Below are 17,986 nucleotides of genomic sequence, written 5' to 3'. Positions count from 1 at the left end.
TTTCGCCTCAGCGATCGCGTCTGCGCCCGCCCAACCCAGGGAACGCCTTCCATGAGGGGGGTGAGCCCGCGCTGCGTTCCTCGTTCATTCGCCACCTGCTGATTGCGCCGCCGACACAAAATCTTGCGGCCTGACATAGATCAGGGCGAGGGGGCGGCGGCTGCGCGATTAGTGCGCTGCGGATTTGGCATCCACCAGATTCGAGATCGGGATCTGCAATGAAATTCGGCACAGAGATCGTCCTTCTAAGCGTGTTCGCTTTTGCGGCCCTGGTGGCCGCCGGCTTCGGCGTGGATGAACCTTTCCGCCGACACATGTGGGTGTTGTTCTTCGCAGTGGCTGGTTTCACTGCGATCCTGTTGCGCAACACGGAGTTCAAGCCAGCAGCTCCGATTGACCCATCCGCTTACATGGATGGTCCGATCCGCTACGGCGCGATCGCCACCGTGTTCTGGGGTGTCGTCGGCATGCTGGTCGGCGTGGTGATCGCGCTGCAGCTCGCCTACCCCGATCTCAACATCCAGCCCTGGTTCAATTTCGGTCGTTTGCGGCCGTTGCACACATCCGGTGTCGTCTTCGCCTTCGGCGGCAACGCGCTGCTTTGCACGTCTCTGTATGTCGTGCAGCGCACCTGCCGCGCCCGCCTCTTCGGCCGTGATCTGGCCTGGTTCGTCTTCTGGGGCTACCAGCTGTTCATCGTCATGGCCGCGACCGGCTACCTGCTCGGCATCACCGAGGGCCGCGAGTACGCCGAACCCGAATGGTATGTGGATGTCTGGCTGACCATCGTCTGGGTCGCCTACCTCATTCTGTTCCTTGGCACGATCCTGAAGCGCAAGGAACCGCATATCTACGTGGCCAACTGGTTCTACCTGTCGTTCATCGTCACCATCGCGATGCTGCATGTGGTCAACAACCTGTCCATACCAGTCTCGTTCCTGGGCTCCAAGAGCTACTCCGCCTTTTCAGGGGTCCAGGACGCCTTGACGCAATGGTGGTACGGCCACAACGCGGTCGGCTTCTTTCTCACCGCCGGCTTCCTCGGCATGATGTATTATTTCGTGCCCAAGCAGGCGAACCGGCCAGTCTATTCGTACCGGCTGTCGATCGTCCATTTCTGGGCGATCATCTTTCTCTACATCTGGGCCGGGCCGCATCACCTGCACTACACCGCCTTGCCCGATTGGGCGCAGACGCTCGGCATGGTGTTCTCGATCATGCTGTGGATGCCGTCCTGGGGCGGCATGATCAACGGCCTGATGACGCTGTCCGGCGCCTGGGACAAGCTGCGCACCGATCCGATCATACGCATGATGGTGATGGCCGTCGCCTTCTATGGCATGTCGACCTTCGAAGGCCCCATCATGGCGATCCGGGCGGTCAATTCGCTGTCGCATTATACCGACTGGACGATCGGCCACGTCCATTCGGGCGCGCTCGGCTGGGTTGGCATGATCTCGTTCGGCGCAATCTACTACATGGTGCCGAAGCTCTGGAACCGGCAACGGCTCTACTCGTTGCGGCTGGTCACCTGGCATTTCTGGCTGGCGACACTTGGTATCGTTGTCTACGCCGCGGTGATGTGGGTATCCGGCGTCATGCAGGGCCTGATGTGGCGCGAATACGACGAGCAGGGCTTCCTGGTCTACTCCTTCGCCGAGACCGTCGCCGCCATGCACCCCTACTATGTCATGCGCGCCATCGGTGGGGCCATGTACCTCTCCGGCGCGCTGATCATGGCCTGGAACATCACCAGGACCATCCTCGGCCACCAGCGCGAGGAGGAGCCGATGCCGAGCCCCGTCGCCATCCGACCTGCGCGATCAGGAGCCAGGTAATGGGCTTGATGGACAAACACGCAATCATCGAGAAGAACGCCACGCTTCTTCTCGTTGGCTCGCTGCTCGTGGTGACGGTCGGCGGCATCGTCGAGATCGCGCCTCTCTTCTATCTCGACAATACGATCGAGAAGGTGGAAGGCATGCGCCCCTATTCGCCGCTCGAACTTGTCGGGCGCAACATCTATATGCGCGAGGGCTGCTACCTCTGTCATAGCCAGATGATCAGGCCGTTCCGCGACGAAGTTGAGCGCTATGGCCACTACAGCCTAGCTGCCGAGTCCATGTACGATCACCCCTTCCAGTGGGGATCGAAGCGCACCGGGCCGGATCTCGCCAGAGTTGGCGACCGCTACTCGAATGCATGGCATGTCGCGCATCTTACCGACCCGCGCTCGGTGGTGCCGGAATCGATCATGCCGAGCTATGGGTTCCTGAAAGACACGCCGATCGACGTGAAGGATTTCTCAACGCATCTGGTCGCCAACAGGCTTGTAGCCGTCCCTTACACCGATGACATGATCGTCCACGCCAATGCGGATCTGGCGGCGCAGGCCGATCCCAATGCCGACACATCAGGCCTTGAGGCGCGTTACCCAAAAGCCAAGATCGGCGACTTCGACGGCAACCCGCAACAGGTCACCGAAATGGATGCCCTGCTCGCCTACCTGCAGATGCTTGGCACACTGGTCGACTTCAAAAATTACGACGAAGCCGCCGGCTACCGCTGAGGAGAACGCTGATGACCTACAATTTGATGCGGGCGTTTGCCGACAGCTGGGGCCTGGTTGCGATGGCGCTGTTCTTCGTGGGGTGCATCGCCTTTGCCCTACGCCCCGGCAGCCGAAGGCTGGCCGACGAAGCGGCCCGCATTCCGCTCGAGGACGAGTGATCATGAGCGACGAGCATATCGATGAAATCTCTGGCGTCTCGACCACCGGCCACGAATGGGATGGCATCCGGGAGCTGAACAACCCGCTTCCCAGATGGTGGGTTATCACCTTTTACGTCACCATTGTCTGGGCGATAGGCTACACCATCGCCTATCCAGCATGGCCTCTGTTGCACTCGGCGACGAAGGGTGTGCTCGGCTATTCCAGCCGCAACGAGGTCAGGAACGAGCTGACTGCGGCTGAGGCCGCCAAGGGCAAATATATCTCGGCGGTGGAGTCCAAGAGCGTCTCGGAGATCTCCGCGGACGACGGCCTGCGCGAATTCGCAATCGCCGCCGGTGGCGCCGCTTTCAAGGTCAATTGCGTACAATGTCACGGCTCCGGCGCCCAAGGTTCCAAGGGCTTTCCCAATCTCAACGACGACGACTGGCTATGGGGCGGCAAGGCCGAGCAGATCCAGCAGACGATTACGCACGGCATCCGCTTCGCATCCGATCCGGACACGCGCCTGTCGGAAATGCCGGCCTTCGGCGACATCATTACCGCCGACCAGATCGCACAAGTCAGCGCCTACGTGGCCAGCCTTTCCGGCAAGGTCCGCGATGCAAGTCTGATCCAACCCGGCGCCAAGGTCTTTGCCGAGAACTGCGTCGCCTGTCACGGCGACAATGCAAAAGGCAACAGGGAATTCGGCGCCCCCGACCTGACCGATGCGATCTGGCTCTATGGATCCGGTGAGACAGCCATCGCCGCACAGGTCCGTGCGCCAAAACAGGGCGTCATGCCGGCCTGGGTTGGCCGTCTCGGCGAGATCAAGGTCAAGGAACTTGCAGTTTATGTCCATTCGCTTGGCGGCGGAGAATAGGAATGGAAGTCCTATTCTTCGGTCCCCCCTGCCAAGCGGACGAGGCCCGGCGTGAGCCGGGCCTCGACACCATCCCTAATGCGATCTGCACAACCCGGCAAGGCTATCCTACCGCGAGGCTTTACGACAGGTGCCCCTGACATTGGCTGGGAAAGTGGAGTTGCACATGCGTGATAAGACGCAGTTGACACGGCTCGAAACAGAAACTGTCAATTCCGCCAAAACCCGCAAGCCGCTTTATGCCGCGCGTCAAAAGATCTTTCCGAAGCGCGCCTCGGGCAACTTTCGTCGCTTCAAATGGCTGGTGATGACGATCACACTTGGCATCTACTACCTGGCTGCGTGGCTGCCTTGGGCTCGCGGTCCATTTGCCCCGGACCAGGCAGTCCTGCTCGATCTCGCGAACCGGCGCTTCTACTTCTTCTTCATCGAGATATGGCCCCAGGAATTCTTCTATGTGGCCGGCCTCCTGGTCATGGCGGGCGTCGGTCTTTTCCTGATCACCTCGACTGTCGGCCGTGCCTGGTGCGGCTATGCATGCCCTCAGACGGTGTGGGTCGATCTGTTCCTCGTCGTCGAACGTGCGATCGAGGGGGACCGCAACGCCCGCATGAAACTTGACGCAGGTCCCTGGACCGCGCGCAAGCTCATGCTGCGTGTGTCCAAGCACACCATCTGGCTGGTCATAGGGGCGGCGACTGGCGGCGCCTGGATCTTCTACTTTGCCGATGCACCGACGCTGCTCGGCGAGCTCTTCACCGGCACTGCGGCGCCCGTCGCCTACATCACTGTCGCCGTCCTGACGGCTACCACCTACACGTTCGGCGGTCTGATGCGCGAACAGGTCTGCACCTATATGTGCCCGTGGCCCCGCATCCAGGCGGCCATGCTCGATGAAAATTCCCTCACTGTCACCTACAATGACTGGCGCGGCGAACCGCGTTCGCGCCACGCCAAGAAGGTGCTGGCCGCAGGCCAGCCCGTGGGCGACTGCGTCGACTGCAATGCCTGTGTCGCGGTCTGCCCGATGGGGATAGACATTCGCGACGGCCAGCAGCTCGAATGCATCACTTGCGCGCTCTGCATCGACGCCTGTGACGGCGTCATGGACAAGCTCGGCAAGGAGCGTGGGCTGATCGCCTATGCGACGCTCTCCGACTACAACGCCAACATGATGCTGGCGACTGCAGGCGGGTCCAGCTCAGTCAATCCATCGCTGATCAGGACCGCTGATGGCCTGTTCTCCGACAAGGTGGCGCATTTTCACATCCGCAAGATCTTTCGGCCGCGCACCTACGTCTACATGGGCTTGTGGTCGCTGATCGGCCTCGGCCTGCTCTATTCGCTGCTGACGCGCGATCGGCTCGAACTGAACGTATTGCATGATCGCAATCCCCAGTTCGTCACGCTGACCGACGGATCCATCCGCAATGGCTATACCGTCAAGCTGCTCAACATGATCCCCGAGCCGAGGACGATCGTCGTAACCATGCAGGGCCTTGAAGGCGCTGACATGGTCGTCGTCGGCGACGACATCCCCGCAGGCCGTTCCTTCGCCATTCCGGTCGAACCCGACCGCCTGAAAATGCTGAGGGTCTTCGTTCGCCAGCCGGCGGACCAGATCCGCGCTCCGGCACAGACCTTCAAGTTCCGCGTCGAGGACAGAGCCAGCTTTGAGTCGAACGAGTACACCGCCACCTTCAACGCGCCGGAGCCCCTCAGATGACTGCCAATGTACAAAAGCCTCGTGAATTCACCGGCAGGCACATGCTGGTCATCATCCTGGCCTTTTTCGGCGTGGTCATCGCAGTCAATCTGACCATGGCAACGCTCGCCAGCACAAGCTGGACTGGCCTCGTCGTCGAAAACACCTATGTGGCGAGCCAGCAATTCAACAAGAAGGCCGAGGAAGGACGGGCGCAGGCAGCACTTGGCTGGACCGGCAAGCTGACCATCGCATGGGGCGAAGTTCGCTATGGCCTCGCCGACGTCGCCGGCAAGCCGGTTCCCTTGCACGGCGTCAAGGTGCTGTTTCGCCATCCCGCGTACGAGAAGGAGGACAAGTCGGTCACCCTCGCACCCGCCTCGGGCCAGGAATTCGCAGCCCAGCACATGCCGAAGGACGGCGTCTGGATTGTCGAAGTCGACGCCGACGCCGGTCTGGACAAACCGTATCGCGACGTCCGCCGGATCATGATTTCCAATGGAGCGCTGCAATGAGTTGTTGTGCACCGGGCGCCGAAATGGCGCTTGATCTGGTCAACACCGGATCGGTCCTGCCGTCCAGCCAGGAGATCAGGCTGGCGAGCCGATCGCTTGGCGATGATCTTCACCAGACCGATCTTTCAGTACCGACGGTTCATTGCGCAGGCTGCATCCAGACGATCGAGACGGCGCTGGGAAAGCTCGATCGCGTCGAGAGCGCCCGCGTCAACCTGTCGACGAAACGGGTCTCTGTCCGGTGGCGTGGTGACGAGGTCCCACCGTTCGTCGTCGCGCTTGGGCGGCTAGGCTACCAGGCGCATCTCTTCCCTTCCGAGGTCGGCGACAAGGACAGGACGTTATCGGATTTGATCCGCGCGGTCGCGGTTGCCGGCTTTGCGGCGGGCAACATCATGCTGCTTTCGGTCTCGGTCTGGTCCGGCGCCGAAGGTGCTACCCGCGACCTGTTTCACTGGGTCTCGGCGCTGATCGCCATTCCTGCCCTCGCCTTCGCCGGCGGCATCTTCTTCCGTTCGGCCTGGAATGCTTTGCGCCATGGCCGCATGAATATGGACGTGCCGATCGCGGTCGGTGTTTCGCTCGCCTACGCCATGAGCCTCTACGAGACGATCAACCATGGCGATCACGCCTATTTTGACGCGTCGGTATCGCTGCTGTTCTTCCTGTTGATCGGCCGCACGTTGGATCACGTGATGCGCGAACGTGCCCGGACCGCTGTGAAAGGCCTGTCCCAGTTGGCCGCACATGGCGCCATGGTGCTGCGCAGCGACGGCGCGCGCGACTATTTGCCGGTCGGCGAGATCGAACCAGGCATGCGGTTGTTGATCGCAGCCGGTGAGAGGATCCCCGTCGACGGCAAGATCATCCAGGGAACGTCGGATCTCGACTGCTCGCTGGCCTCAGGCGAAAGCACGCCGAAAAACGTGGCGCCGGGCGAAGCAGTTCAGGCCGGCGTGCTCAATCTTACCGGCCCGCTGACGATTGAGGCGACAGCCGCCGCGAAGGATTCGTTTCTGGCGGAAATGGTTCGTCTTATGGAAGCCGCAGAGGGCGGCCGCGCGCATTATCGCCGGATCGCCGATCGCGTTTCAGCGCTCTATGCCCCGGTGGTTCATCTCACAGCCTTCGCGACGTTCCTTGGCTGGATGGCGGTGACCGGCGACTGGCACCGGGCGATAACCATCGCCATTGCCGTTCTGATCATCACCTGCCCGTGCGCGCTCGGCCTCGCCGTACCGATCGTTCAGGTGGTCGCCGCGCGGCGCCTGTTTGAGAACGGCATCATGGTAAAGGACGGTTCTGCCATGGAGCGCCTGGCGACGATTGATACAGCGGTGTTCGACAAGACCGGAACGCTCACGCTCGGCCAGCCCCGGCTGGTCAATGCATCGTCGATCGATCCGGCCATGCTGGCAGTCGCGGGAGACATGGCTACGCATTCCCGCCATCCTTTTTCAAAGGCCATAGCCGGTTTTGCCCATCCCGGCGGGCAGTACAAATTTGATGCCGTCACCGAGCATCCAGGGTTTGGAATCGAAGCCACTGGAGCCGGAAGCACCTGGCGGCTAGGCCGACGCGGATGGGCTGGATGGAGAGCCCGGACCGGTGGTGAAGGCAAACATGGCGGAACCGTGCTGACAAAAGACGGGTTCATTGTCGCGACCTTCGATTTTGAGGACGCGCTGCGCGCAGACGCCAAGGCGGCGATCGGGCAATTGAGCCATGCCGGGGTGTCAGTGGAAATGCTGTCGGGCGATACTGCGGGTGCCTGCGGTGAAGTCGCAGAAATGCTGGGTGTCAAGGACTTCGTTCCGTGCCTGCTGCCATCCGGCAAGGTCGAGCGCATCGAGACCCTGGCGAAAGACGGACACAAGGTTCTGATGGTTGGCGACGGCCTCAACGACACGCCGGCGCTCAGCGCGGCGCATGTCTCGATCGCTCCAGCTACCGCCGCCGACATTGGCCGCAATGCCGCCGACTTCGTATTCCTGCGCGAAAGCCTTCTGGCAGTGCCTCTCGCGCTGGACGTCTCGCGCAAGGCGGGACACCTGATCCGCCAGAACATCGCGATTGCGATCGTCTACAATGCGGTGGCAGTACCAATCGCCATCCTCGGGCACGCCACGCCTTTGTTAGCGGCGATTGCCATGTCTGCCTCATCGGTGCTTGTTATTGGAAACGCATTGCGCTTGCACGGCTTCGGGGCGAATGCGACGCTGCAAGTTATTCAAAAAGTCGGACGCTCCGCAGTCAGCTATTCGGCATAATCCTCGTGACGACGTTGCTCTATCTCATACCAGTGGCCCTTTTTCTGGGTGCACTGGGTGTGTCCGGCTTCGTCTGGGCATTGCGAAGCGGTCAATACGAAGATCTCGACGGAGCCGCCGAGCGGATACTAATTGATCGGGACGACAAACCGGAACGCTGATTTCAATCCGCTGTGCATAAGATGCGCGGATCGCGCTCGTCAGTCGAGCCGGCTCGGTCGGGAACAAGCTGTCCATGCTCCATGCTCCATGCTCCATGACCATCTTGACCTAAGCTGCACACTACATTTGTGAAAAGCCTCTGTCGTGCGAAGGACTGCCTCCCATTGCACCCAGTATGAGGCGGCTGATGCCACGAGAGTACCTCGCGTGGCCGGACGAGAGCTTGGCCATGTGCGCACGGGTTCCAAAGTGGAACGTCACGGTCGATCACCTGACCGTGAACCGCCAGTGCCGATTGGTCATGTCTGGCTGATCCAGATCAGGGTCATACTCATCGGTGTGTTCTATTGACCAGTCTTCGACGGAGAAATGCATGACTTACGGAAAGATTGGTCGTCATTATCAGCACCTTCACGGTTCTGGGTTTTCTGTCGTGTGGTCGGCCATGCCTTGTGCTTACGGCGCAGCCATTAGCTGACCGGCGTCGTGTGTATCTCGCTTGCTGGCTGACCATCCGCGTGGCTGCGCGGACACGGGGGCCGATCAACAGCTTTCGCCTTTGATGGGTTGTGTGCGTCGAAAGTGGCCTTCTTTGGGCTGACTTCGTAGAAATGTTCCAGGGCTCGCATCCAGCGCCGAAGATCCTCGTGATGTCAACGTGCTGCGGAGCATCATCGGGGTTGGGACGTGCGTTTTCGAGATCGATCAACCGTCCGAAGTTGATCATTGGTTCGAGTGACGCGCGCTATTTCGACGACTATGTCGCCGCGTGGGCTTTGCTCTATCGGCGACTGAATTGCAAGGACATCGACATCGAAGCCATGCAGCAGGTTCTTGATGAGATATGCGCGGTCGTGGATAAAAGTTTCCGCTACCTTGGCTGGGATGACGAGAGAGAGCGCTACGTTCGATACCCTCGCAAGAGAGCCCGCTTCGACGTCGTGGAGCGTGAGTAGTATGCGCAAGGGTTCCAGGTGGAATGTGGCGATCGATGCGGCGCGGCCGTGGCTGACCAGCGTCGCGAGTGTCTCGCTTGCTGGCGGCGATCTGCGCGGCTGCGCGGCCAAAGGGCGGGATCGGTTAGCCGCATCCACCTCTGAGCGCTTTGAGTGCTTCGTTGCCGATCGATGCGAATCTCCCGGCCCAGCGCCTTTAGGCAATGCGGCGGCCACGGAGCTCATGTCACTCGGCTCAGTTCCACCGTTACACGAGGATAGGCGACCGGATGGCGGCACGCTGATGGGCTCTGACGATAATTTTGACATCGTTGTCGTTGGAGCCGGCCCGGTCGGCCTTTCGTTCGCTGCGTCGCTTGCCCAAAGCGAACTCAAGGTGGCAGTTGTTGAACAGAACACATTCGATAGTCTGGCGAATCCGGCTTTCGATGGTCGCGAAATCGCGCTGACCAACGCTTCGATCAGAACCCTTCGCGAGCTCGGCGCCTGGGATGTCATCCCGGCTTCGGACAAATCAGCACTTCAAGGCGCGCGCGTGCTCAACGGCTCGAGCGCATTCGCTCTTCGTTTCGATCCTCCCAGCAACTCTGGAGAACCGCTGGGGGTTTTGGTTCCAAATTGCCGGATCCGCGAGGCGCTGTTCAAAATCGTCCGCTTGCAGGATCGCGCCCGGCTGTTGTGCGGCCACTCGGTCGTCGATGCAACAAACAGCCAAGAAGGAGCAGTCGTAACGCTCTCTAATGGCGCGCGTTTAACTGCTCGGCTGGTTGTTGCCGCGGATTCGCGTTTGTCCGCCACGCGTGATCTGCTAGGCATCGGCGCCGATATCAACCGGCTTGGCCACTCGATGCTGATTTGCCGAGTGAGGCACGAGCGCGCCCACCACCAGATCGCCATCGAATGGTTCGATCACCATCAGACGATAGCGATGTTGCCCCTCGCGGAGGGCATGTCGTCGCTGCTGCTCACATTGCGCTCAAACGAGGCCTATAGACTGCTTGCCTTCGATGATGATTTGTTCCTGTCGGAGTTGACGAAACGGTGTCGAGGGCGCCTTGGAAAAATGACCTTGGCAAGCAAGCGCCACACCTATCCGCTGGTCACGACCTGGGCGCACAAATTCCGGGCGCCGAGCGCCGCACTCATCGGCGACGCTGCCATCGGCATGCACCCGGTGACCGCTCACGGATTCAACATCGGTCTCAGCAGCCAGAAGCAACTCGCCCGTGGAATCATGACTGCGTGCCGCGACGGCCGCAATGTTGGCGACCCCGACATGCTGCATATATACGAAAGGCGGCTGCGCCTGTCGGCGGCGCCGCTCTACCATGCAACGAACATATTGATTGGACTCTACTCCAGAGACCACCTGGCGGCACGGCTTGCAAGGCATCTGGGGCTTCGCTTTGCCCAACATGTTCCCCTTGTCCGGCATGGGATATCGGCGGAGCTCCAGCGGTGATACTGCACCAGCAGTCGCATTTTTGCGCGTGCTGGGCGAGCGATGGGAGAGAGTGCATGATGCACCGGAGTAATCCTGCTCCCCGACGCTGATCTCCGATTGAAGAATTAACCCGTCCTTCAGGGGGGCTGCATAGGCTGCGGACAAGCAGGAGTAAGCAAGCTGACCCGTCCAGCCTTGGAAAAGAAGATCCGCTGGAGGCGAGAATCCTTCAGGACCAGCTCGCTGATCTGAGGGCAGGCCTTTTCGTCTCAATGCCGATAAGCATTGTGCTGTCCGGGCTGATTTTGACCGTGCAGGCCCTTTCCGGGAACGGTCTTGCTGGCGCGGCCTGGTTTTCGGTCGTTAATGCGATAAATGCCGCCCGCCTTGCACTCGCCCGTCATCAGCTGAAGGAACCCGGAGTCCAGGATGATCTGACACGGGTTTGGCTGCGGCTTCGCTGGTTTGGCAGGCTTGCTCTTCTGGCGGGATTCACCTGGTCATTCCTTGCCATCCTAACGGCTGGATACACGACGTCTCAAGCATCGCTGCATCTAATAATTCTGGCGGGCATTTCAGCTGGCGCGGTCACGTACGGCAGCTCATATGCTGCGGCAGCGATATGCTTCATCACACCGCCACTCCTCATTGCCGCCGCATGTTTGCTGACGAAGGGAGCCCCGGAAAACTACATTCTGGCTTTTGCCGTCCTGCTTTTCGAGGGCGGCCTGGTTCGATCCTCGTTCGTTGGACAAGCGCGCTTCCGTGACGCGAGCCGCCTGAGACATCAAGCCGAGCGGCTTGCCGCGGAAATGGAGCGCAATTCCAGGGAGGACCATCTTACCGCGCTCCTCAACAGGCGGGGCCTCGAACATGCAATCGATCAGTTTGAGAACACCGATGGACCCTTTGTGGCCATGCTGATTGATCTGGACGGGTTCAAATCTGTCAACGGTACCTACGGTCACAGAACGGGTGACGAGCTGCTTGCCAGGATCGCCCGCCGAATAGAGGAAGAAGCACCGGAGGGCTCAACGCTCGCCCGCATCGGTGGGGATGAATTCGTGCTGGTTTTTTCTTCGCGAAAGAATTCTCCTTCTCCCACCAATCTCGCGTCCAATCTCATAGCCAAGCTTGCTCGCCCCTATCCTGGGATCGCATCCGTCCGCATTGGAGCGTCTATAGGAATCTACTTGGCTGAAAACCCCGGACTGACGGAAATGTTGTTGCGGGCCGACATCGCCCTTTACACAGCTAAGCGCCGCGGCAGGAATGAATTTTGTCTGTTCGGTGCCGAGCTAGCCCGGGAACTGCAACGCCGCCAGTCAATCGAACGCGATCTTCATTCGGCGATAACGATGAGAAGCTTGGTCGCTTGGTTTCAGCCAATCGTAAGACTCGAAACTGAAGCGTCGTCGGTTTTGAAGCCTTGCTAAGATGGTCTCACCCGCTTCACGGTCCCATTTCTCCGCCCGAGATCATGACAGCGGCACGCGAAACTGGAATGCTTCAGCTGCTAACTCAAACGGTATTCGCCGACTGTTGCGCTCTTATCGAGGGCTTGGTCAAAGCTGACCGTCGTGATGTTCGTGTGGCGATGAATGTTTCACCGCGCGAGTTGGAAGCTGGCGATATTGACGAGATGATTCTTAATGGTCTGGCGGCAAAAGACCTCCCTGCAACGATGTTCGACATCGAGATTACCGAAGAAGCCCCAGTGGATCCGGACAGAGTGGATGAAAAGCTCGGCCAGCTTTCACATGCTGGCATTTCTATCGCGCTCGAGGACTTCGGCACCGGTTTTTCGACGTTGGCATCGCTCAAGGACAGTCGGATCAGGAAAGTGAAAATAGATCAGGGCTTCATTCGCGGCTTAGCCAAGTCCCGGGAGAATCGGCTGCTTGTCAAAGCGGTGATTGACCTTGGTAGGACGCTCGGGATCGAGGTCATGGCCGAGGGCGTTGAAACAGAGGCAGATCGGCAAACTCTGTACAAGCTTGGCTGCAGAACCGCGCAGGGCTTCCTGTTCTCTAAGGCAGTGCCTCTCCATTTGGCACTTGATTCGGTAGTAAAAGAGCACGCGAAGGAGTTGTGACCGGCCTCTCCGTCCGTGCTGCTCGCGGAACTTTCATGTGGGGTGGACCTGACGCGCGAAAGCCGTTTCGGACGGTAGAGTTATTACGGGGGCGAAACTGAGCACGTGGTTTGGATAGCAGCAATCCGGTCCACCGGCGCACATGCAGCGGCTTCATACAAGCGTTCAAGTTGCGAGATGAGCTTGAGTGAACGACGTCGGAGAATTGCGTCCCTTGGACGCTGGTTTCGCGGTTCCCGTAGGATTCGATTACGGGAAGCGTTCTTGGCTGCTTCTCGGCTCAGCGCTCATCTGGATGAACAACGTACCCGCGGTCAAGGTTTTCGCGACCTCAACCCAGTCACCATCCCGCAACAGCAGCGGTCGGGTCCTGATCAAGCGCTCAGCCTCAGCACAGGTGCTGGAGCAACGGTAGAGCGCGGAAAACGTGTATCGGAATGCGCTGGCTCACCATAGGAAGCTGCCACGGCATGTCGAATGTCCCCAGGGGGCGGGACCGTTCCCTTGCATTTGTCTCGATGACGGGCTCTCAAAGCTAAAGCCAAGAGAGCTTTATAAAAATCGCACCCGATCGGCTGCGCAACGACGACCAGCTGAGGCCCGATCGGGTGCTAAGGTCGTGCCAAAAAAGGCGCGTCACTGTCGCATTTCTAGCCGGCTTGCGATCGGACGTCATCTCTTGGCGATCGTTGCCCCTTCTCTCAAATGCGCTTAGCGGCGCCGACGGCGAATAGCGCAAGCTTTTCCACCCGTTTCTACTCCACTACCGAGACTCGTCACCAACCTCCTTTTATTCGCTTCCATATGGCCCATCCTGTCTCCAATCGAGGAGGAGCGCGAACATGGGCCAAGCCGTAGAACGTCTCAGTCTCGGGAATTCTTCTGCTCGCCAAACTGCCGTTGTCACCGGCACCATATTTGGCAGGGTGACAGTGAACGACAAGATATCAGGCGTTCTTGTCTGGGCTGAACTATGCTTGCAAGCCATAACCCAAAAATCGCCGATCCCTTTGAATTCGAGCCGGATGAATGGGTGTTTCAAAATTTTTGGCGGTTTTAGGCAGAACCCTCCGATGGCCCGCGTACCGGTCAAGCTTCGTGAGCACTTTAGGTTCGTCGATCAGGCATAGGTTTGTATCCCATGCCACATGCTGGCCGTTTGCCTAGTTCGGAAGCCCTCGAGAGGCGTTGCTCGTCTTGGTATGGCGTCGCCCCTTTTTCCGATCCATCGGCCACGGAGCTAGAATGCTGTCTAGCTGTTGCCGCCTACTTGGTCATCCGGCATGGAGATGCCTATATACCGACCTTCGAAAGGCTGGAATACGAGGTCGAACAAATGCGGCGGAAGCTCGGAAATCGCGAGCGAGCGCAGCGCGTGCTGGCCACGCTCAACCTAAATGGCTCGGACAGCTGGAGCCGTGAGGTTGGTTCTCAAGGCCTGGATGGCGCCGCAATCACATTCGCCCGGGCGGGGTAAAAGCGATTTTTTGAAGCCACTCGCGCTTTTGCGCTAACGAAGGTCCCGCGCCGTATTTGGGCCGGATCCATTTGTGGCCCATCAGAGAAGCAATTACCTTCTCCGGCGCCTCAACTGCCGTCAGCCGGTCCTCGAAAGTGTGTCGCAGGCTATAAAGACTATGCTCGGAAGTCGGCAGAAGTTCCTTGCTGGCGAGCACCTTGTTGACGAGCGCTGAAAGTGACGCGGCCTTGTCGCGATAACGAGGAAAGCCGTCCGGATGGAGCTTGATGGCTGCAAGTGCGCCGCCAACCAAGGGAATGTCACGGGCTGAATGACCGGTCTTCAAGCGACGGCCATTGGGGCGCACCCGCACATGCGGGATTTCTTGATCGAGGTGGATTGTTTCGGTGGTGAGGTTTGCCGCTTCAGAAAGCCTGAGTCCGGTATCGGCAATCACATAGATTAGATGGCGGGCTTCGTCATTGAGTCCGTCGAGCGCGCCTTCAGCGAGTATCTTCTCCTGAATGAACTCCGCTGTGAACGCAGCGCGTTGCCCGGGGACGGCGCCGGAAAGACGCAGGTTTCGAAAAACCGGCTCCAGCTTGAGCTGGTGAGTCAGATCGACGACGCGCAGCATTTTCGAAACATGGCCGATGTCCTTGTTGGCCGTACCGATATCAAGTCCATCCTCAACGATCCGCTTTTGCCACCACTCGCGGAACGCGATTGCGTCGTCCCGAGTGAGGCTTGCGATCTCCTTGTCGCCAATGACTCCAACCAGATTGGCAACTGCGCGCTTTTTGGGGTTACGCCATTTCTTGATTTGGTTAGGCGACATGGTCAGCAAGTTCTGTTGCTCGATCGTCTCGAATTCCTTGATAAGACCGCTCAGGCGGACCGCTGGCCGCTTCTCCCCACCCATGACGGCCGAGACGTCCTGCGCGTCCTCGATCGATTTTTTGTCGAGGAGCAGCTTGATACGGGCCATGAGTTCGTCGAGCGGCCCCGCTGCTAGTTCCTCGTTAGAGCGATAGGCCAATCCAAATGACCGCGCGCGCTTCCTCGCGGCTTCGAAACGCAGCCCCGCCTCGGCGGATTGGCCTTCCCGCAGTCTACGCCAATACGCCTCCAGCCCCGCGCCGAGGCTTTGCACTGCATCTCGCGCCCGTACACCGCGGGGATCGTCAGCCACGGCGACGCCCGTGGAAATGCGTACTAGGCAGCGGCGATCAAACGCCGCGAATTCCTTCGGCACCCTGCGGACGAGATACCAGATGCCTTCACGTTTATGCGGCTTTGGCGCTGCGGAACGTCGCATTATCTTTCTCTAATGTTACACAGTTTGTTACACAGTCTAAGATAAGTTTCGCTTCGCGCTGGTCAAGCGCAACAAGGAAGCTTTTGAAAGGAAACGATTATTATGGAAGCTAAATGGCGGAGAGGGAGGGATTCGAACCCCCGATACCCTTGCGAGTATGCCGCATTTCGAGTGCGGTGCATTCGACCACTCTGCCACCTCTCCGCGAGGTCATGGTCGGCCGTTGCCGGCGCGGCGCACTAGATAACGGCTGACTGCAGCAGTTACAAGGCCCTCTTGGCGGATTTCCAGCTTCTTCGAAAGTCGGCAGGGCACGCTGCTTCGGTCTTCGCCGCAAGCGAGGTTTCAGCGCGTCCTCGCCGTGTTGCCCCTTGAGGGTCGGCTGACCGTGGGGCGGTTGGCACAGGCTGCAAGCTACCACCAGCGCCGGACGCTGCGCCGGTGCTGGCTCCCGGAAAGGCTCATTGCCTTGACTTCCGCGCAACCATCGGTTAGGGACAGCCCGCAATCGGCGTGGAGGCTCTTCCGCGCCGCTTGTTTTTTGAACCCGCAGACTGACAAAAAGACGGCCGAACCGCTTGAGGCGGTTCATCGAGGCCGACCGAACAGCGAAAGGCAAAAAATGTTCGCAGTCATCAAAACGGGCGGCAAGCAGTATCGCGTCGCCGCCAACGATCTGCTCAAGATCGAGAAAGTCGAAGCCAAGGTCGGCGATATCGTCGAGATCGGCAATGTGCTCGCGCATGGCGAGGGCGAGAACGTCACCTTCGGCGCACCCTTCGTCGATGGCGCCATGGTCACGGCGGAAGTTGTCGAGCAGGGCAAGAACCGCACCGTCATCGCTTTCAAGAAGCGCCGCCGCCAGAATTCGCGCCGCAAGATCGGCCACCGCCAGCTGCTGACCACCGTGCGGATTTCCGAGATCCTGCTGGGTGGCGCCAAGCCGGCGAAGAAGGCTGCTGCGAAGGCCGAAGCCAAGGCTGAAGTCGCTGCCGAGGCGAAGGCCGAAGCCGCTCCGAAGGAAGCCAAGGCCAAGAAGACAGAGGCGGCTGCGAAGGACGACGCCACTGCCGAGACCGCTGCCGCGCCGCTGTTCAAGGCGCCGAAGGGCGAGCCGGACGACCTGACCGTGATCAAGGGCATCGGCCCCGTCGCTGCGAAGGACCTCAACGAGCAGGGCATCATCACCTTCGCGCAGCTCGCCAAGCTGACCGACAAGGATGTCGCCAAGATCGACGAGCACATGCCGTTCAGCACCGACCAGATCAAGGACTGGCGCGAGCAGGCCAAGGAACTGGCGAAGAAGAAGTAAGGCGCACGAATAAGTAAGACGGGCCGGCGGCTGCCGCCGGTACGGACTTGAAACGGAACGCGAACGCGTTCATAAGACAATTCAAGCGCCCCCAGGGCGCATCGGAGTTAGTTAGATGGCACACAAGAAAGCTGGCGGTTCGTCGCGCAACGGTCGCGACTCGCATTCCAAGCGGCTCGGCGTGAAGAAGTTCGGCGGCGAAGCCGTGGTTGCCGGCAACATCATCATTCGTCAGCGCGGCACGCAATGGCATCCGGGCACCAACGTAGGCATGGGCACGGACCACACCCTCTTTGCGCTCGAAGCCGGCGCAGTCGCCTTCAACAAAAAAGCCAACGGCCGAACCTACGTTTCGGTGAACCCGATTACCAAAGCAGCGGAGTAGCCGGTTCCGCACCATAACACCGGCGCCCATCTCGGGAACCGGTGTCTGGCCAGTCCAGGAAAAGGATCAGGAGAGATGGGCTTCCATCTCTCCTTTTTTCATTTTCTTTTTGCCTGGAGGACTAAAATGGTTGCCGAAGCGGAAGACAGCGAAGACGAAAGTTATGCGATCGATTGCCCGGTGCTCGCGACCGAGCGTCTGGTCATGCGCGCCCCGCGCGAGAGCGATCTCGGGCAACTGGTGGCGCTGGCCGACAACCGTCACGTCGCCGAGATGCTGGCCCGCATGCCGCATCCCTATGGCGAGGCCGAAGGCCGGGCCTTTCTCGCCATGGCCTCCTCTCAGCGCGCCGGCATCGTCTATGCGCTGACGCTCGCCGGCACCGGCACCTTCGTCGGCTGCGCGGGGCTCAACACCACCGATCGCGGGCTGGAGCTCGGCTACTGGATCGGCGAGCCTTACTGGAAGCGCGGCTATGCGACAGAGGCGGCGCACGCGCTGGTCGACCTCGCCTTCCAGAAGACCTCGATCCAGGTGCTGCACGTCTCGACCCGGGTCATCAATCCTGCCTCGCGGCGCGTCATCCACAAGTGCGGCTTCCAGTATGCCGGCCAGGGCATGCTGAACTCGATCGTCGCCGGCCAGGTGCCGGTCGAGCGCTACCGCCTGGACAAAAAGACGTGGAGCAGCCTGCGCAACTGGGTCCACTTCTGAGATGGGCCGATATTCAGGTGATGCCGGCCTGCGAGTGGCTACTTCCTCCGCTTCC

The 17,986-nt window shown here is 59.9% G+C and carries 16 protein-coding genes and 1 tRNA gene; 15 read left to right on the top strand and 2 right to left on the bottom strand.

The window, feature by feature from the left end; all coding sequences use genetic code 11:
• Window positions 1-218: 218 nt before the first annotated feature.
• The 12 genes from ccoN to EN818_RS33520 all read left to right on the top strand — a co-directional run bounded on the left by ccoN (window position 219) and on the right by EN818_RS33520 (window position 12,743).
• Window positions 219-1,838: a cytochrome-c oxidase, cbb3-type subunit I gene (gene ccoN, locus EN818_RS07530; RefSeq protein WP_126057788.1), complete on the top strand. Its 1,620-nt coding sequence runs from the start codon at window positions 219-221 to the stop codon at window positions 1,836-1,838.
• Window positions 1,838-2,569 carry a cytochrome-c oxidase, cbb3-type subunit II gene (ccoO, locus tag EN818_RS07525; protein WP_126057789.1) on the top strand — a complete coding sequence of 244 codons (732 nt, stop codon included), beginning with the start codon at window positions 1,838-1,840 and terminating at the stop codon, window positions 2,567-2,569. Before ccoN ends, ccoO begins: the two co-directional genes overlap by 1 nt.
• Window positions 2,570-2,580: 11 nt before the next feature.
• On the top strand, window positions 2,581-2,730 hold the full coding sequence (locus tag EN818_RS07520; RefSeq protein WP_024502864.1) for a cbb3-type cytochrome c oxidase subunit 3: 150 nt from the start codon (window positions 2,581-2,583) through the stop codon (window positions 2,728-2,730).
• A gap of 2 nt (window positions 2,731-2,732) precedes the next feature.
• Complete coding sequence (gene ccoP / locus EN818_RS07515) at window positions 2,733-3,596, top strand: cytochrome-c oxidase, cbb3-type subunit III (protein WP_126057790.1); 864 nt, start codon at window positions 2,733-2,735, stop codon at window positions 3,594-3,596.
• Between the two features lie 166 nt (window positions 3,597-3,762).
• Window positions 3,763-5,322, top strand: coding sequence for a cytochrome c oxidase accessory protein CcoG (ccoG, locus tag EN818_RS07510; protein WP_126057791.1), 1,560 nt, complete (start codon window positions 3,763-3,765; stop codon window positions 5,320-5,322).
• The gene (locus EN818_RS07505) at window positions 5,319-5,816 is read left to right on the top strand and encodes a FixH family protein (RefSeq protein WP_126057792.1); all 498 of its coding nucleotides are present in this window, start codon (window positions 5,319-5,321) and stop codon (window positions 5,814-5,816) included. Before ccoG ends, EN818_RS07505 begins: the two co-directional genes overlap by 4 nt.
• Entirely contained in the window at window positions 5,813-8,086 is a 2,274-nt protein-coding gene (locus EN818_RS07500) for a cation-translocating P-type ATPase (RefSeq protein WP_126059322.1), read from the top strand. Before EN818_RS07505 ends, EN818_RS07500 begins: the two co-directional genes overlap by 4 nt.
• Before the next feature lie 5 nt (window positions 8,087-8,091).
• On the top strand, window positions 8,092-8,247 hold the full coding sequence (gene ccoS, locus EN818_RS07495; RefSeq protein WP_081714250.1) for a cbb3-type cytochrome oxidase assembly protein CcoS: 156 nt from the start codon (window positions 8,092-8,094) through the stop codon (window positions 8,245-8,247).
• A gap of 612 nt (window positions 8,248-8,859) precedes the next feature.
• Window positions 8,860-9,204 carry a hypothetical protein gene (locus EN818_RS07490; RefSeq protein ID WP_126057793.1) on the top strand — a complete coding sequence of 115 codons (345 nt, stop codon included), beginning with the start codon at window positions 8,860-8,862 and terminating at the stop codon, window positions 9,202-9,204.
• Window positions 9,205-9,484: 280 nt separating this feature from the next.
• Entirely contained in the window at window positions 9,485-10,666 is a 1,182-nt protein-coding gene (gene ubiM, locus EN818_RS07485) for a 5-demethoxyubiquinol-8 5-hydroxylase UbiM (RefSeq protein ID WP_185928959.1), read from the top strand.
• Between the two features lie 269 nt (window positions 10,667-10,935).
• A complete protein-coding gene (locus tag EN818_RS33525; protein WP_245454738.1) occupies window positions 10,936-12,084 on the top strand; it encodes a GGDEF domain-containing protein in 1,149 nt (382 codons plus the stop codon).
• Window positions 12,078-12,743, top strand: coding sequence for an EAL domain-containing protein (locus EN818_RS33520; protein WP_245454739.1), 666 nt, complete (start codon window positions 12,078-12,080; stop codon window positions 12,741-12,743). The genes EN818_RS33525 and EN818_RS33520 overlap by 7 nt, the downstream gene beginning before the upstream one ends.
• Before the next feature lie 1,454 nt (window positions 12,744-14,197).
• On the opposite strand, the gene EN818_RS07475 is transcribed toward EN818_RS33520, so the two are convergent.
• Window positions 14,198-15,520 carry an integrase gene (locus tag EN818_RS07475; RefSeq protein ID WP_126057794.1) on the bottom strand — a complete coding sequence of 441 codons (1,323 nt, stop codon included), beginning with the start codon at window positions 15,518-15,520 and terminating at the stop codon, window positions 14,198-14,200.
• A gap of 114 nt (window positions 15,521-15,634) precedes the next feature.
• A tRNA-Ser gene (locus tag EN818_RS07470) sits at window positions 15,635-15,724 on the bottom strand.
• Window positions 15,725-16,142: 418 nt separating this feature from the next.
• On the opposite strand from EN818_RS07470, the gene EN818_RS07465 reads away from it, so the two are divergent.
• The 3 genes from EN818_RS07465 to EN818_RS07455 all read left to right on the top strand — a co-directional run bounded on the left by EN818_RS07465 (window position 16,143) and on the right by EN818_RS07455 (window position 17,931).
• The gene (locus EN818_RS07465) at window positions 16,143-16,832 is read left to right on the top strand and encodes a 50S ribosomal protein L21 (RefSeq protein WP_095804956.1); all 690 of its coding nucleotides are present in this window, start codon (window positions 16,143-16,145) and stop codon (window positions 16,830-16,832) included.
• A 115-nt stretch (window positions 16,833-16,947) separates the two neighbouring features.
• The gene (rpmA, locus tag EN818_RS07460; protein ID WP_059189273.1) at window positions 16,948-17,217 is read left to right on the top strand and encodes a 50S ribosomal protein L27; all 270 of its coding nucleotides are present in this window, start codon (window positions 16,948-16,950) and stop codon (window positions 17,215-17,217) included.
• Window positions 17,218-17,343: 126 nt separating this feature from the next.
• Entirely contained in the window at window positions 17,344-17,931 is a 588-nt protein-coding gene (locus EN818_RS07455) for a GNAT family protein (protein ID WP_165349975.1), read from the top strand.
• Window positions 17,932-17,986: the final 55 nt, after the last annotated feature.

It is taken from the genome of Mesorhizobium sp. M3A.F.Ca.ET.175.01.1.1, assembly GCF_004791945.1.
Classification (GTDB): Bacteria; Pseudomonadota; Alphaproteobacteria; order Rhizobiales; family Rhizobiaceae; genus Mesorhizobium.
This window is presented reverse-complemented; position numbering and strand designations above follow the sequence as displayed.

What these genes read in the sequence shown, in the direction of transcription:
- rpmA (WP_059189273.1), top strand. Translation starts at nt 16,948, where the DNA reads ATGGCACACAAGAAAGCTGGCGGTTCGTCGCGCAACGGTCGCGACTCG.
- EN818_RS07475 (WP_126057794.1), bottom strand. Translation starts at nt 15,520, where the DNA reads ATGCGACGTTCCGCAGCGCCAAAGCCGCATAAACGTGAAGGCATCTGG.
- EN818_RS07455 (WP_165349975.1), top strand. Translation starts at nt 17,344, where the DNA reads ATGGTTGCCGAAGCGGAAGACAGCGAAGACGAAAGTTATGCGATCGAT.
- ccoN (WP_126057788.1), top strand. Translation starts at nt 219, where the DNA reads ATGAAATTCGGCACAGAGATCGTCCTTCTAAGCGTGTTCGCTTTTGCG.
- EN818_RS07500 (WP_126059322.1), top strand. Translation starts at nt 5,813, where the DNA reads ATGAGTTGTTGTGCACCGGGCGCCGAAATGGCGCTTGATCTGGTCAAC.
- EN818_RS07505 (WP_126057792.1), top strand. Translation starts at nt 5,319, where the DNA reads ATGACTGCCAATGTACAAAAGCCTCGTGAATTCACCGGCAGGCACATG.
- ccoO (WP_126057789.1), top strand. Translation starts at nt 1,838, where the DNA reads ATGGGCTTGATGGACAAACACGCAATCATCGAGAAGAACGCCACGCTT.
- EN818_RS07520 (WP_024502864.1), top strand. Translation starts at nt 2,581, where the DNA reads ATGACCTACAATTTGATGCGGGCGTTTGCCGACAGCTGGGGCCTGGTT.
- ccoP (WP_126057790.1), top strand. Translation starts at nt 2,733, where the DNA reads ATGAGCGACGAGCATATCGATGAAATCTCTGGCGTCTCGACCACCGGC.
- EN818_RS07465 (WP_095804956.1), top strand. Translation starts at nt 16,143, where the DNA reads ATGTTCGCAGTCATCAAAACGGGCGGCAAGCAGTATCGCGTCGCCGCC.
- EN818_RS07490 (WP_126057793.1), top strand. Translation starts at nt 8,860, where the DNA reads ATGTTCCAGGGCTCGCATCCAGCGCCGAAGATCCTCGTGATGTCAACG.
- ccoG (WP_126057791.1), top strand. Translation starts at nt 3,763, where the DNA reads ATGCGTGATAAGACGCAGTTGACACGGCTCGAAACAGAAACTGTCAAT.